The organism is Guyparkeria sp. SCN-R1, assembly GCF_003932495.1.
GTDB lineage: Bacteria > Pseudomonadota > Gammaproteobacteria > Halothiobacillales > Halothiobacillaceae > Guyparkeria.
The window spans coordinates 86,801-101,566 of sequence record NZ_QZMT01000008.1 but is presented as its reverse complement, the minus strand read 5'-3'; the positions used below and the strand labels follow the sequence as shown (position 1 = coordinate 101,566).

17 protein-coding genes and 1 other RNA gene are annotated in these 14,766 nt (G+C 63.0%); 3 read left to right on the top strand and 15 right to left on the bottom strand.

What is annotated here, in order from left to right; all coding sequences use genetic code 11:
• Positions 1–213: hypothetical protein (locus D5687_RS11370; RefSeq protein WP_204742151.1), on the top strand; the 213-nt coding region annotated here is incomplete at its 5' end.
• A 235-nt stretch (positions 214–448) separates the two neighbouring features.
• Here the strand turns inward: D5687_RS11370 and D5687_RS06420 are convergent.
• Both D5687_RS06420 and D5687_RS06415 read right to left on the bottom strand, forming a co-directional pair.
• Positions 449–1,717 (bottom strand): site-specific integrase, encoded by a 1,269-nt coding sequence (locus tag D5687_RS06420; RefSeq protein WP_158611785.1) that lies wholly within the window; start codon positions 1,715–1,717, stop codon positions 449–451.
• Between the two features lie 59 nt (positions 1,718–1,776).
• Positions 1,777–2,136, bottom strand: coding sequence for a secondary thiamine-phosphate synthase enzyme YjbQ (locus D5687_RS06415; RefSeq protein WP_240031439.1), 360 nt, complete (start codon positions 2,134–2,136; stop codon positions 1,777–1,779).
• Between the two features lie 140 nt (positions 2,137–2,276).
• On the opposite strand from D5687_RS06415, the gene D5687_RS06410 reads away from it, so the two are divergent.
• Both D5687_RS06410 and D5687_RS06405 read left to right on the top strand, forming a co-directional pair.
• Complete coding sequence (locus D5687_RS06410) at positions 2,277–2,648, top strand: PilZ domain-containing protein (RefSeq protein WP_125198942.1); 372 nt, start codon at positions 2,277–2,279, stop codon at positions 2,646–2,648.
• Between the two features lie 93 nt (positions 2,649–2,741).
• Entirely contained in the window at positions 2,742–3,827 is a 1,086-nt protein-coding gene (locus D5687_RS06405) for a GGDEF domain-containing protein (RefSeq protein ID WP_125198941.1), read from the top strand.
• A 55-nt stretch (positions 3,828–3,882) separates the two neighbouring features.
• Here D5687_RS06405 and D5687_RS11365 read toward each other — a convergent pair whose 3' ends face one another.
• The 13 genes from D5687_RS11365 to mlaD form a co-directional block, all read right to left on the bottom strand.
• A complete protein-coding gene (locus D5687_RS11365) occupies positions 3,883–4,389 on the bottom strand; it encodes a hypothetical protein (protein ID WP_204742150.1) in 507 nt (168 codons plus the stop codon).
• Between the two features lie 80 nt (positions 4,390–4,469).
• Complete coding sequence (gene recR, locus D5687_RS06395) at positions 4,470–5,072, bottom strand: recombination mediator RecR (protein WP_125198940.1); 603 nt, start codon at positions 5,070–5,072, stop codon at positions 4,470–4,472.
• Between the two features lie 70 nt (positions 5,073–5,142).
• Positions 5,143–5,466 (bottom strand): YbaB/EbfC family nucleoid-associated protein, encoded by a 324-nt coding sequence (locus D5687_RS06390; protein ID WP_125198939.1) that lies wholly within the window; start codon positions 5,464–5,466, stop codon positions 5,143–5,145.
• A 20-nt stretch (positions 5,467–5,486) separates the two neighbouring features.
• Complete coding sequence (dnaX, locus tag D5687_RS06385; RefSeq protein WP_125198938.1) at positions 5,487–7,310, bottom strand: DNA polymerase III subunit gamma/tau; 1,824 nt, start codon at positions 7,308–7,310, stop codon at positions 5,487–5,489.
• Positions 7,311–7,336: 26 nt separating this feature from the next.
• Positions 7,337–7,433, bottom strand: an RNA gene (ffs, locus tag D5687_RS06380) — signal recognition particle sRNA small type.
• Between the two features lie 99 nt (positions 7,434–7,532).
• Positions 7,533–8,624: a histidinol-phosphate transaminase gene (gene hisC / locus D5687_RS06375; RefSeq protein ID WP_240031438.1), complete on the bottom strand. Its 1,092-nt coding sequence runs from the start codon at positions 8,622–8,624 to the stop codon at positions 7,533–7,535.
• 3 nt (positions 8,625–8,627) lie between these two features.
• A complete protein-coding gene (gene hisD, locus D5687_RS06370) occupies positions 8,628–9,929 on the bottom strand; it encodes a histidinol dehydrogenase (RefSeq protein WP_125198937.1) in 1,302 nt (433 codons plus the stop codon).
• Positions 9,929–10,570 (bottom strand): ATP phosphoribosyltransferase, encoded by a 642-nt coding sequence (gene hisG, locus D5687_RS06365; protein WP_125198936.1) that lies wholly within the window; start codon positions 10,568–10,570, stop codon positions 9,929–9,931. The genes hisD and hisG overlap by 1 nt, the downstream gene beginning before the upstream one ends.
• Before the next feature lie 5 nt (positions 10,571–10,575).
• Positions 10,576–11,835 (bottom strand): UDP-N-acetylglucosamine 1-carboxyvinyltransferase, encoded by a 1,260-nt coding sequence (gene murA / locus D5687_RS06360; RefSeq protein WP_125198935.1) that lies wholly within the window; start codon positions 11,833–11,835, stop codon positions 10,576–10,578.
• 28 nt (positions 11,836–11,863) lie between these two features.
• Positions 11,864–12,187: a lipid asymmetry maintenance protein MlaB gene (locus D5687_RS06355; RefSeq protein ID WP_125198934.1), complete on the bottom strand. Its 324-nt coding sequence runs from the start codon at positions 12,185–12,187 to the stop codon at positions 11,864–11,866.
• Positions 12,168–12,824 carry a phospholipid-binding protein MlaC gene (locus tag D5687_RS06350; RefSeq protein WP_125198933.1) on the bottom strand — a complete coding sequence of 219 codons (657 nt, stop codon included), beginning with the start codon at positions 12,822–12,824 and terminating at the stop codon, positions 12,168–12,170. Before D5687_RS06350 ends, D5687_RS06355 begins: the two co-directional genes overlap by 20 nt.
• 68 nt (positions 12,825–12,892) lie before the next feature.
• Positions 12,893–14,272, bottom strand: coding sequence for a TolC family protein (locus D5687_RS06345; RefSeq protein WP_158611784.1), 1,380 nt, complete (start codon positions 14,270–14,272; stop codon positions 12,893–12,895).
• A 35-nt stretch (positions 14,273–14,307) separates the two neighbouring features.
• The gene (gene mlaD / locus D5687_RS06340) at positions 14,308–14,766 is read right to left on the bottom strand and encodes an outer membrane lipid asymmetry maintenance protein MlaD (RefSeq protein ID WP_125198931.1); all 459 of its coding nucleotides are present in this window, start codon (positions 14,764–14,766) and stop codon (positions 14,308–14,310) included.

Here is a 14,766-nt window from a genome sequence, read left to right as displayed (position 1 = left end):
CTCGGAACCCTCATTGTGAGGCTCTTGAGGTGTCTAGGAAAGTCGGGGCGATTCACCTTGATCCAAGTCCGGGGGCCGTATCATGCTTCGCTGAAAAAGATGCTCGGCGTATACCAAGTACGAATCTACAAGCGAATCCAGCGTGACGGACTTGCCCGTTTGGTTGAAGAAATTGAAGAAATGTTGCAAGTAAGCGACGTACGTCTGTTGTGACTTGAGACTCCCCCCAATCGTCAACTGGTCCTCGAAAAACTCCTTGAGTTTAACGACGAGACTTAGTCGCTCCACCTTCTCAGGATTCAGGCCTTGCTCGTCGATCTTGCGGAGAAACCACCTTGAATCCAAGTTTCTGCCACCACGCGTCCTTGGTGGAACATAGAGAAATCGTCGCAGATCGAACTGAGCGAGGTCATGTACCTTCGGGTGGCAAACCTTCAGATCGGCGAAATCAGTCATTGAACACCGAGCCCGCATCAAACTGACTGTCTTGCCCAGAGAAAAAGTCAAAAAAACGTGTCGATAGGTCTTCTTTCATCGGAGAGTGCTGAACGAAAGTAATGTACTCCCAGGTGGTCTTCGTGTCCTTATGCAGCATAGCCATCCTGACAAACTCTAAGATTGTCTTCGGGTTGTGGCCTTGATCCAGCATCCTCGAAACCGTCCATGTGCCAAACGAGGCCCTGGACTGGTGGAACTTCAGTCGGTCGTAGTGCTTATGACCGGCAGCTCGGAGCCTTTTCTTCAGCTTGGACATCTGGTCAGTGAAGGAGTTATCTGTGTACTCCCTCCCCACTCGTGTCAGAAAGAGCAGCGACTTGTCCTCAACGGCAGCCTTGCTCTCACGCTCAAGTCGGCGAATGCTTGTTCTGTATTTCTCAAGCTGACGGATCAACCCCAGGGGAAACAGTATCTCGCCGCTCACGCCCTGTTTGGTCTTGACAGGCGTAGGAGGACCAACCGGTACACGCATCAAGTTCGGATCGCTTGGGTCGGGACGGGCGATATCGAGGGTGGAGGTACGGAGAGTGCGGATGGTTTCGCTACGAGCCCCTGTCGTGAATCCAATCAAAAACATCAGGTAGAGCTCGACCATTCCCTCACCCCGCAGGAATTCGAGCAATGTTCGAGATGATTCCTCGCTCACTGGCAAGAGACCGCCTTCTAGGCCATCGCCATGCCGCTTCCTGTTGGGAATGGAGAGTTCGCTCTTCTCGACCGGGAACGAGCGCCGCAAACCAACTTCGGTCGTCATGCTCACGGTGACTGTGTGGTCATCCCAGAGCCTGCCTTGCTCAAGAAGATCTTCCTTCTTGGCCCAGCGATAGAAACGCTCCACAGCGTTCATACGGGCAGATGCAGTGGATGGAGACAGGTCACCCTCTTCACGTTGACCCACCAGATGGCCGCGGAAGCGGAATACGCATCGTCGTGCCTTCTTCTTGGGGAAATAGCGCCAGTCCAGATCCTCGTCCTCAAGCCAGTCGGCGTAGGCCCTGAGGTGCCCCATGTCGGAGACAACTGTCTTGATGCTCTTGCCCATCTCGACCCGGTCGAGCGCGTAGGAGTTAACCTCCACCCACGGTTCGCCATCGGAGAAGTAGATCTGCGGAAGGTCAGAGATTGACGGCCGAGTATCGTCGGCAACCCAAGGCAGGTCATCAGACGTAATCCGATCAAACCTCATCGGCTGGTAGTGAATCCGTTCAAGTCTTGCCATCTCTCGACACCCAACAACGCCACTGGACGTCAAAAGCATGCTTGGCTGTACTTGTTACGTCAATGCACTTGGCTGTATGTAAACAACACGCCCTGCCACGTTCCCAGCATCAAACGCCCGTCGCTCATGGGCAACGACAGCTCGTGACCTGCCAACAGGGTCCGAAAGTGGGCTGCCATGTCATCCGGCCCTTCGTCGTCGTGACGATAGGCCGGGTCTCCATCCGGGGCCGCGCGGCCGATCAGCGTCTCTAGGTCGGTGCGCACCTCGGGCGAGGCATTTTCGGTCAGGATCAGCGAGGCACTGGTGTGCTGCAGGAACAGATGGCAAAGACCACTGCCGGACAACCCGGCCTGCACCTGGCTGGTGATGTTGGTAAAGCCCCGTCCGGGGGTGCGTATCTCGATCACATTCGGCATGGGCAGCATTCTAGCAGCCCACGGCGCAGTCCCCACGTCCGACTCGGGCTCCCGGCGGTGGCGCTCGAGACGGGAAGAAAGTATCCTTGGAACCAATTGCGGCTCAGTGCACCACAGTCGTCCAGGAGCAGTACAACGGAATGATCACGCAACGCCGCTTCGCCCGTGTCGAGATCCCGCTTCCGGTGCGCATTCGCTGCCCGAAGGAAACGCTGCGGGGCACCATCCTCGACGTCTCGCTTAAGGGCATCCTCATCGAGCTCGAAACCGCTGGCAGCCTCAGCGACGACTGTGTCGCCGAAGCACTGAACATCGAGATCCTCTCGGATCCGGACCAGACCGTTCTCGTCGAGCTCACCGCCCGCATCGTCCGCGAGTCGAACCGCACCCTGGCCCTGGCTTGGTCCAGCATCGAACTCGATGCCCTGACCCATCTGCGCGAACTGTTGCAGGCCAACGGCGTGGAAGAGCATCAACTCTCGCGCGAGCTGTCCGAGCTCCTGGACGACTGACGTAGACACCATTGCGTCGATGCCCGGGCGGCAGGCCCGACGCGACATACCAACACACGCCGCCGCCCGCGGCGTAAAGGACCGAAACGTTACATGTTCGATTACAGCCACGACCGCGGCCAAGCCAGCGAAATCATGCGAATGGTGCTCTCCCAACTCGCCGAGCTGGGACTGCCACCGACCCCGGTCTACATCACCCTGTTCTACGAACGCGCCCTCAAGCGCGACGCCAGCCTCACCAAGGACATGGACGACGCGATCAACAGCAGCAAAGGCCTGACCCAAGAGGTCGCCCAGGACCTGTTCGACACGCATGTACTCAACGGCGCACTCAAACAGATGTCGCGCGCCCAGGACATCATGCTGCGCGTGATGCGCAACATGATGTTGCAGATGCTCAATACCGGGAATGAGTTCTCCAATTTCGCCTCGACCCTGGGCGACTTCGTACGCCAGATCGATCGCAGCGAATCGGTGGAAGCCCTGCGCGCGCTGACCGAAGAGGTCATGGAGGATACCCGCCACGTCGAGAAGAGCGCACTGGAATCCTCCGACCAGATGAACAGTGCCGGCGACCAGATCGCCAAGCTGCGCAAGGAACTGGAAAGCGCCCGTCGCGATGCCCGCACCGACCCGCTGACCGGCCTGCCCAACCGGCGCGGTCTCAATGACATGTTGCAAAAACAGATCACGGCCGCCGTATCGGCTGGGGAGCCGGGGGCGTTCCTGCTGGCCGATATCGATCACTTCAAGCAGATCAATGACAACTACGGCCACCTGGTCGGCGACAAGATCCTGCGCTTTATCGCCCGCACCCTCAAGGAACACGTCAAGGGTCAGGACCAGGTGTTGCGCTACGGTGGCGAAGAGTTCGCGATCGTCCTGCCCGACACCCCCACCGATGGCGCGATGGCCGTCGCCAACAAGCTGCGCAATATCATTTCGCAGTCAAAGCTGCGTCTGGCCGAGAGCGGCCGCGAACTCGGTGAGCTCACCATCTCGATCGGGCTGACAAACGTGACGTCCCAGGATTACGCCGACAGCGTTATCCAGCGTGCCGACGACGCGCTGCTTGCCGCCAAGCGCAAGGGCCGCGACCGCGTGATCCACAACCCCGCCGACCCCAACGCGACCGGACCGGACACTCTGATCGACGAGCAAAACAACACCACGATCTAGGTTACTTCAGGGTCCTCACCAAGCCCGCGCACGGGTTGAGTGGCACAGGCCTTCTCTAGAATGCCCCTCGGACGTTCTCGTGGCTGCAAAGGTCTTCGCGTCCGACCACCGTTCCTTGCTCTAACCGATACACGGCCAGACAGTCGGCTTGGGTCACCAACGGATCGGACCTGCCCTCTTCGCGTATCAGCACCACCGGGTAATCCCGATCGCGCAGCGCCGGCAAGGCAAACAGGCGGCTGATCAGGCCCGGCATGCGGCTGATATCCGAGAGATAGACCACCTCCCCGCCGATCAATCGCTCACCCACAACCTCCTCAAGCACCGGTGACAGAGAGTCATCGGCCTGGTTGGAGCGGGAAAAGACGATCGCCTCGGTGGAATCACCCGGTAGCTGATGCGTTTTCTCGTGCTGGTCATCCAGCTTCCAACTCGGAAAGGGGTCACCAATCTCGATTGCAGCTGCCTTGGTCGCCTCGTCGGCCAAGGCATTGACCGTGAGGGCCGGTACGGCCATCAGTAACGTCGCGGCGAACGCCGCAAAGGGACGGGTCTGGATCATGGAGGCTTCCCCTCTTTGGGAAGGAGAAACTTATACTACATGCGTTGCCTTTATAGAGGCGCGGCCGACATGGACGGAGATCAAGAATCGGCTTCCCGACGGCCCTTGAGCGCTAGGCTCAGCGTGCTGGCATCGATGTACTCAAGCTCGCCCCCCATCGGCACGCCTTGGGCCAGACGGGTGACACGCAACCCCCTTGAACGCGCCAACTCGGTGACGTACCCGGCGGTCGCCTCGCCCTCAATGGTTGCGCTGGTGGCGAGAATCACCTCCTCAATCCCCGACTGGTCGAGACGCGCGGCCAACTGGTCGAGTTTCAGCTCGTCCGGGCCGATCCCGTCCAAAGGCGACAGGCGACCCAGCAGCAGGAAATAGCGTCCCTGATAGGCGCCGGAGGACTCAATCGCAATCCAGTCGGCGGGCGACTCGACCACGCAAAGCAGCCGGTCATCCCGCTGATCGTCGGCACAGATCGGGCAGATCTCACCCTCGGTGAATACCCGGCACGAGCGGCAATGGCCGAGCTTCTCCAGTGCCTCGCCGATCGCCTCGGCCAGATGCCCTGCCCCGGCGCGATCCCGTTCGAGCAGGTGCAGCGCCATTCGTTGCGCCGTCTTCTGCCCCACGGTGGGAAGGCAACGCAGGGCATCGATCAATTGCTGGAAGCTGGGCGAGAATTGCACGGGCGAACACTCCGTAACGAGAAACGCCCGAACCGCAATGGATCGGGCGATGAGATCAGGCCGGGCCGGTTCAGAACGGCATCTTGAAGCCCGGCGGCAAGTTCATGCCAGCGGTCATGCCCGACATCTTTTCCTGCTGCTCCTGCTCGATACGCCGAGCGGCGTCGTTAATCGCCGCGGCAATCAGGTCTTCGAGCATGTCCTTGTCGTCTTCCAGCAGGCTCGGATCGATCGAGACACGCCGCGCCTCGTGCTTGCCGGTCATGGTCACCTTGACCAGGCCGCCACCGGACTGGCCTTCGACTTCCATCTTGGCGACTTCTTCCTGCATGCGCTGCATGTTTTCCTGCATCGCCTGCGCCTGTTTCATCAGGTTGCCCATTCCACCTTTCATCTGCCGATGTCTCCTGCTCGCTAACGTTCGTTGACTGCGCCGTGATCGTCCACGGGACGCACGGATTCTCGAATCAGTTCGGCCCCGGCACGCTCCGCGACGACGCGTGCGGCCGGGTGGTCGCGCAACGATTGCTCTCGCGCCTCGGCCGCCGCTTGCTCGTTGCGCTCCCGGATTTGTGCCGGGGTTTCAACCGGGGTTTCCCCCTGGGCGTATCCTGGGGCGTCCGGTTGCGGTGACGGCTCGCCGGATGCCACGGCCGGCTTGGCTCGCTCCGGTGCTGCCGCCGCCGACGTCTCACCGACTTCGAATCGAACCGGGTGTTGCACGCCGAGTCGTTGCAATTGTGCGACCAGCCGTTCCTGCGTGGCCTTCGAGGCCATGGAGAGGAAACCGGGGTCGATCACCAAGATGACCGAGTCGTCGTCGTTGATCGCGTGACAGCGCTCGGCGAGGCTACGAGCCGGCATGGAAAGCTGCGCGACAATCTCGAACCAGTTGTCGGGCGTGATCGTCCGACCACTGCTTGCCTGGCTTTCCATTGCTCCGGGCGCCTCGACATGCCCCTTGCCGGAGCCAGCACGATGTCCCTCCTCAGCCGCGGCACTCGCCGGAGTCGATTGGCTCAAGCCGTCCGCATCGGCACGATAATCGGACGGCTCTCGGTCGGCGACACCGACCGGTGCCCCGGATGTTTCTTGATGAGACGCCGGGGTCAACTCCTGCTGCGATTGCGCTTGCCCTGTCGGGGTGTTTTCTGCCTGACGCGCGGGCGGTCCATCGTTTCCTGGGCCGGTGCCTGGCTCGAAGGCAAGCATGCGTAGCAAGGTCATCTCCAGACCCACGCGCGGCGAGGGTGCCCAGCCGATGTCCCGACGACCGGACAAGGCGATCTGGTACCAGAGCTGCAGGGTCGCGGCATCCGCGTTCAGCGCCGGGGCATCGGTCGGCAGCCATTGGGAGAGGGCCGCGTGGTGGACCGTCTCGGCCAGTTCTGCCAATAGCCGAGCGGGATCCACCGATCGCTCCAGTGCCTGATCCACCAGCCCAAACACCCCGTCGGCATCGCCGGCGGCAAGCCGTTCGAGCAGACCGTGCAACAGGCGTCGATCGGTGACACCGAGCATGTCGGCTATCGCGTTCGTCTCCAGTCGGCCATCGCAGAAACCGATCGCCTGATCGACGAGGCTCAGGGCATCGCGCATCGAGCCGCCGGCGGCGTCCGCGACCAGTCGCAGGGCTTCCGAGTCGGCCTCGATGCCCTCCCGGTTGAGGATGTCGGCGAGATAGGTCTGGATATGTGCCTGCGGCAGCGCACGCAGGTTGAACTGCAGGCAGCGAGACAGCACTGTCACCGGCAACTTCTGCGGATCGGTGGTCGCTAGCAGGAACTTGACGTGCTCGGGCGGCTCTTCCAGCGTCTTCAACAGGGCGTTGAAGCTCGCCTGGGAAAACATGTGCACTTCGTCGATCAGGTAGATCTTGAAGCGGCCCTTGACCGGCAGATAGACGACGTTTTCCAGCAGGTCGCGGGTGTCGTCGACCTTGGTGCGCGAAGCGGCGTCGACCTCGATCAGGTCGACAAAGCGACCCGAGTCGATCTCGAGACAAGCAGCGCATTCGCCGCAAGGCTGGCTGGAAACGCCCTGCTCGCAGTTGAGTGCCTTGGCGAAGATGCGGGCAACCGTCGTCTTGCCCACCCCGCGGGTGCCGGTGAACAGGTAGGCGTGGTGAAGACGGTCGCGATCCAGCGCGTTGGTGAGGGCCTGGAGCACGTGACCCTGGCCGACCATGTCGTCGAAACGCCGGGGTCGCCACTTGCGTGCCAGTACCAGATAACTCATAGCGCGGGATCCAATTGGGTGGCACCCTGCATCCGCCGGTCTCCGGCGCCCGGATCGACCGCTACCGTTGCTCCCTTCCGGGCCTGGCGGAATTCACAGAGATCCGTCGCGAAGGGACGAACACAGGGCACCATTGGGTGGCGTCGTGGCCGGCCTGTTGCTGACCAGAACGCGAGCGAAGAATAACACGCAGGCCGAGCCGAAAACAGGCCGGCCCGCACATCACCCCTCGGCGAGGATCTCGTCGAGGGCGGCGAGCAGGGCCCCGTTCTGCCCCTCGCTGCCGATCGTGATCCGCAGGTGATCACCGATCCGGGCGCGGTCGAAGTGGCGCACGATCACCCGACGTTCCCGCAGACTCGCGGCAAGCGCAGCCCCGGCACGCGTCGAGTGACGGGCAAGCAGGAAATTGGCGGCCGACGGCAACACCTCGAAGCCACGGGCCTCCAGATCAGCGCCGAGCTGCTCACGCATGGCGATGATCGCTCGACGTGTCTGTTCGAAGTACGCCTCGTCCTGGTAGGCGGCGATGGCACCGGCGCTGGCCAGGCGGTCGACGGGGTAGGAATTGAAGCTGTCCTTGACCCGCGCGAGCCCATCGATCAGCCCGGCATCGCCGATGGCAAACCCCAGGCGCAGCCCAGCCAGCGAACGCGACTTCGACAGCGTCTGCGTCACCAGCAGGTTCGGGTAGCTGTCGATCAGCCCGATCGCCGTTTCCCCACCGAAATCGACGTAGGCTTCGTCGATCACCACCGCACAATCGGCAAAATGCGCCGCAAGTCGTTCGACCTGGTCGATCGACAGCAAGCGGCCAGTAGGCGCGTTTGGGTTGGGCAGGATCACCCCGCCCACGCTCGACGGGTCGATGGCGCACATCGCCTCGACATCCACCGCCAGTTCCTCGTCCAGGGCGACCATGCGCGGCTCGATGCCAAACAGCCGACAATAGACCGGGTAGAACGAGTAGGTGATGTCCGGAAACACCACCGGCCGGCCACGCTGGAACAGCGCCCGGAACAGGAAACCCAGCACCTCGTCCGAGCCATTGCCGACGAAGACCTGATCGGCCGTGACACCGTGGTATTCGGCGAGACACTCGCGCAGCGCCAAGCTGGTCGGATCCGGGTAGAGGCGCAGCCCATCGTCGGCCGCGGCGCGAATCGCCTCGATCACCCGCGGCGAGGGACCGAACGGATTCTCGTTGGTATTGAGCTTGACCAGGTCATCGATCTTCGGCTGCTCGCCCGGCACATAGGGCGACAGCTCGCCCAGATCATCCGACCAGAAACGGTTGAACATGGCATCGGCCATTGCTCAGTCCTCGGCCTCGACCCGATAGCGAGCCGACTGGGCGTGCGCCTCGAGCCCCTCCGCACGGGCCAGCCGGTCGGCAACGCGACCCAGTTCCGCGGCACCGGCCGGGGAACAGTGGATGATGCTCGAGCGCTTCTGGAAGTCGTAGACCCCCAGCGGCGAGGAAAAGCGCGCCGTGCCCGATGTGGGCAGGACGTGGTTGGGGCCCGCGCAGTAGTCGCCCAGGGCCTCGGCAGTGTAGCGACCGACGAAGATGGCCCCGGCATTGCGAATATCACCCAGACGCTTCTCTGCACCCTCGAACGAGAGTTCCAGGTGCTCGGGGGCGATGCGGTTGACCAGTTCGATCGCGTGATCGATATCGGCAACCTCGATCAGCGCGCCACGGGTTTCCAGTGCCTTGGCGATGATCTCGGCACGCGGCTGATCCGGCAAGAGGCGCTCGATCGAGGCGGCAACCGTATCGAGGAAATCGGGATCGTGGGCCAACAGGATGGATTGCGCCTGCTCGTCGTGTTCGGCCTGCGAGAACAGGTCCATCGCGATCCAGTCGGGGTCGGTGTGACCGTCGCAAACAATCAGGATCTCGGACGGCCCGGCAATCATGTCGATGCCCACCTGGCCGAAGACCTCGCGTTTCGCGGCGGCGACGAAGATATTGCCGGGACCGACGATCTTGTCCACCGCCGGGATCGTCTCGGTGCCATAGGCCAATGCGCCGACCGCCTGGGCGCCACCGACGGTGAATACGCGATCCACGCCGGCGATACGCGCCGCGGCGAGCACGGTGTCGTTCTGCACCCCATCGGGGGTGGGCACGACCATGATCACCTGTTCGACCCCGGCAACCTTCGCCGGGATCGCGTTCATCAGTACCGATGACGGATAGGCCGCCTTGCCGCCGGGCACGTACAGCCCCACCCGGTCGAGCGGCGTGACCTGCTGGCCAAGGACGTTGCCGTTGGCTTCGGTGTACGACCAGCTCTCGCCTTTCTGACGCTCGGCGTAGGCCCGCAGGCGTTCGGCGGCCAGTTCGAGGGCCTCGCGCACATCGTCCGGGATCGCCTCGAGGGCAGCATCAAGCCGCTCGGCAGACAATTCCAGTTCGGCCGCGGAGGTGACCTCGAGCCGATCGAGGCGTCGGGTACGCTCCACCACGGCGGCATCACCGCGCTTGCGCACATCGGCCAGGATCTCGCGAACGATGCCCTCGACCCGATCATCGGCCATGCCCGACCAGTCGAGGAGTTCGCCCAGTTGACTGTCAAAGCCCGCGGCGCGGGCATTCATGCGACGGATCATCACTTGCCCTCCAGGTACTGCTCCACCCGGTCGACGAAATCGGTCACCCGAGCGTGCTTGAGCTTCTGCGCCGCGCGATTGACGATCAGGCGCGAGGAAATCTCGGCGATGTGCTCGAGCGGCTCCAGGCCATTGGCGCGCAGCGTGTTGCCGGTATCGACCACGTCGACGATGCAGTCGCCCAGATCGACCAGTGGTGCCAGTTCCATCGAACCGTACAGCTTGATCAGCTCGATCTGACGCCCGCGGTCGGCAAAGTAGGATTCGGCCGAACGGGTGTACTTGGTCGCCACCCGGATGCGCCCGGCACGCTCGAGCGCCCCAGGCTTGCCCGCCACCATCAGCTTGCACTGGGCAATCTTGAGATCGACCAGTTCGAACAGGCCATCGCCGCCGTGCTCGAACAGCACGTCCTTGCCCGCAACACCAATGTCGGCGGCCCCATGCTGGACGTAGGTCGGTACGTCCGAGGCACGGAGGATCAACAGGCGCACGCTCGGATCGCTGGTCTCGAGGATCAGCTTGCGGCTCTTGTCCGGGTCCTCGAGGGGTTCGATACCCACGGAGGCCAGCAGCGGCAGGGTTTCCTTGAAAATACGCCCCTTGGAGAGCGCAACGACGATCTGGTCGGATTGGGACATAGCGATCAGCTCGTGATCCGTTGGATATTGGCGCCGAGGCGAGAGAGCTTCTCTTCGATGGACTCGTAGCCTCGGTCGATGTGATAGATGCGATTGACGACGGTTTCGCCGCTGGCGACCAGCCCCGCCAGCACTAGGCTGGCCGAGGCTCGCAGGTCGGTCGCCATGATGGGCGCACCCGACAGGGTTTCCACCCCGCGAATGATCGCGGTGTTCCCCTCGATGTGGATGTCCGCGCCCATGCGCTGGATTTCCTGGACGTGCATGAAACGGTTTTCGAAGATCGTCTCGACCACCGTCGAGGTGCCTTCGGCCACCGCGTTCATGGCCACGAACTGCGCCTGCATGTCGGTGGGGAAACCCGGATGCGGCGCGGTACGAATATCGACCGCCTTGGGCCGACGTCCGTGCATGTCGAGGCGAATCCAGTCCTCACCCAACTCGATCTCCGCGCCGGCCTGCTCGAGCTTGGCAAGCACCGCATCGAGGAGTTCGGGGCAGGTGTCGCGCACAAGGATACGACCGCGCGTCATTGCCGCGGCGACGAGGTAGGTGCCGGTCTCGATCCGATCCGGCAGTACGCGATAGCGCACACCCTGCAGGCGCTCGACCCCGTGTATGCGGATCACATCGCTGCCCGCACCGCGTACATCCGCGCCCATGGCATTTAGGAAGTTGGCCAGATCGACTACCTCGGGCTCGCGCGCGGCGTTCTCGAGCACGGTTTCACCCTTGGCGAAGACCGCTGCCATCATCAGGTTCTCGGTACCGGTGACCGTGACCTGGTCGAGTACGATGCGCGCGCCGACCAACTGCTCGGCGGCCGTCTCGATGTAGCCACCCTCGACTCGCACGTCGGCGCCCAGTGCCTCGAGCCCCTTGAGGTGGATGTCGACCGGACGGGTACCGATGGCACAACCACCCGGCAGGGAAACCCTCGCTTTCTTGAACCGGGCCAACATCGGGCCGAGCGTGAGGATCGAGGCACGCATGGTGCGCACCAGATCGTAGGGCGCCTCGAGGGTGTCGACCGTTGTGGTGTCGACCTCGACACTCATCTGGTCGCCCACCGTCAGCGTCGCGCCCATGCGGCCCAGCAACTCCATGGTGGTGGTCACGTCCTGCAGGTGCGGGACATTCTCGATGGTCACCGGCGAGTCAGCCAGAAGCGAGGCGGCCATCATCGGCAACACCGCGTTCTTTGCGCCGGAGATGCGAATCTCGCCGTCGAGCGGCGTGCCGCCGCGGATCAGGAGCTTATTCATGAAATCGGATCGGGTCTCGGGCCGTGGGCTAATCCAGGCCGGTCTCGACGGGCATCAGCCCCTCGAGACCGTAGACCGCCAGCATCTGGCGCATGGCCTGGGGCGCGTGAGTGTATCGCAGACGGATGCCTTTTGCCTCGGCGTCGGCCTGAATGGCGGCCAACCAAGCGAGTCCCGCGGTATCGATGCGCTCGACCTGACCGAGGTGCACATCGACCGTCGGGCCCACGACGTCCGCCGGGAGATCGCCCGGCTGGCGATCGAGACCCGCACGCAGCAGCGATCCACTCAGGCGGATCACCCCCGGTTCGACGCGCAGATTCCAGCCGCGTTCAGCCCCGGCCGTCTTCATTCTGCTCCCGCAGGGTCCGGATCAGCCCGTCGATGCCGTCACGCTGGATCTTCTGCGCGAAGCTGCCACGGTAGTTGTTGACCAGGCTGATGCCGTCGACCACGACATCGTAGGATTTCCATTCGCCGCTGACAGGTGCCATGCGGTAGTCCACAGGCACGGTACCCAGATCGCCACCGGAGACCTCGGACTCGACCACCAACTCGTCGTCCGCCCCACCCGGCTTGGTGCCAACGATCTCGATTTTCTGGTTGCCCAACTCGGAGAGCGGCCCGGCGTACGTCCGCACAAGCAGTCGCTGGAACTCCTGGTTGAACTGCGCGCGCTGTGAGGGGCTCGCCTGCCGGTAGTAACGTCCCAAAACCAGCCGGGTCATACGTTCGGAGTCGACGTGCGGCAACAGCAGCCGATCCACGATCTCGAGCAGCGCCTCGGGATCGGCCTCCACGGCGGCCTGGTTCTCGCGAATCTCCGCGATCACCGCTTCGGCGGTGGATTCCACCAGTTCACGGGCCTGTGCTTCGTTCGGCTCGGCGCGTGCTGTCATGGAAAGACTGGTCACCAGCAGGCCAACCAGCCCCAGGAGGAACCAGGAAGCGCGGGGAACACGGAAAAACGGGGACAATGCAAAGCTCATAGGGGTCTCATTGTTTGGATGTCATTGGCGACGAGGCCGCGTAGCGGCGCGGACTTATTGCTCGAGCCTTACTGGGGATAGTCACCCGTGGCGATCGCCAGTTTCGCTACGCTCATGTTGTAGTCGTTGATGACGCGGAAATAGTCGGCCTGCGCCTCGGTGTTCGCCTTGACCGCCTCGGCCAACTCCTCGCCGCCTACCAGGCCCGCCTGGTAATCCATGAAGGTCGACACCATCCACTTGCGGGTGTTGTTCTTGGCCGACTCCAGCGCCTGAATCTGTCGATCCAGACCATGTGACTGGTGATAGGCCTCGGCGACTTGGAACGGAATGCCCTGCCGGGCCAGCTGCGCCTTGGCGACCACACCCTGAAGCTGGGCCTCGGCGTCACTGACATTCGCCCGCATCACCCCGGGGTTGAAATCCCACTGCAGCCCGACCACCGGAGCGGCATATGCCTGGTTGAGCGGCTGGTTGATATAGGGGTTGTTGAGTCGATCTCGACCCGGCGTGTACGTCGCCCCGGCAACCAAACCGGCATACAGGTTCGGATACCGTTCGCTCTTGCGAGCCGCGACGTAATTGCGCATGGCCGCCTGGCCATTGTCGGCCATTGCCATCTCCGGGCGCTGCGCCAGCGCACGATCCGCGAGTTCGCGGAGCTCGCCGTCGGGCAAGGTAATCGGCTCGATGTGCGTTTGTGCCACCTCAATGCTCGAATCGATCGGTACGCCGATGATGGTCTTGAGCCCATCGATTGCGATGGCCTCGACGCTGCCCGCCTCGGCCAGGTAGCGATCGAGCTGGGCCGCCCCGCTCTCGAGTGCGTACAGCTGGCTCATCGGCACTTCGCCGGCCTCGGCATCCTCGCGCATGTCGTCACGGGTGCGATCGACCTGGCGCTTGACCCCTTCGAGCATCTGGCGCGTGTCACGCGCGGCCAGGTAACCCCAGTAGGCGCGGCGCACGGTAAGCCAGGTCTCGCCTCGCGCCAAGGCGACCTCGGAGGCCTTCACATCTCGGTTCAGACGGGCCGCATCACCATAGTTCTCCAGCTTGCCGAAGGTGTACAGCGGCTGGATGATCGAGGCAGTCAGCCCGGAGGTGACGGTGAATCCCTCGTCGAGCTCGTTGCCATCATCACGCAGGGTGCAGGACTCACCCGCCGGGCAGGTGTTGGTGCCGTTGGTGAAGATGCCGTCCTCGGCCTTCGGTGCCAGCCCCGCGAACAGGTTGGCCGAGACGCGCGGCCCGCCCTCGCCTTTCACCCGCTCGATCAGCGCCTGGGCTCGCGCCACATTGGCACGCTGCTCATCGATACGCGGATCGGCGTGGAGGGCCATCTCGGTGGCCAGCTCCAGGGTGATCGGCTCGCTCGGGGCCACCTCGGCCCGAACGGTGCCGCTTGCCAGGGCAACCAAGGCCACCAGGGCCACCGCCAGGACCAAGGACCCGCTCCGCTCAATGATTCCGTCTCGATTTTTCATTCTTTTGCCTTGTCGAACAGGAACTTGGAAACCACGCTCTCGAGGATGATCGCGGACTGTGTCATCGTGATCCGGTCGCCGTCCTCGAGCGACTCAAGCGCACCACCGGGCGAAATCTCGACGTATTGCGCCCCGAGCAGACCGGCGGTGTAGATATTGGCGAAGGAGTCAGTCGGCAGGTTGTCGTACTTGTCGTCGATCACCATGCGCACCTCCGCCTGGAACGTTTCCGGGTGGATCTCGATCGAGTCCACTCGGCCGATGGTCAGGCCCGCCAGCTTGACCGGCGATAGCACCGACAGCCCGCCGACGTTGTCGAACCGGGCCGTGACTTCGTAGCCAGCCACGCGACTGGCGCCGAAGTTGCTCCACTGCAGCGCCATCACCATCAGCGCGGCGATCCCGGCGAGCACGAACAGCCCTACCACCAGCTCGACTCCACGTTGCACATTCAT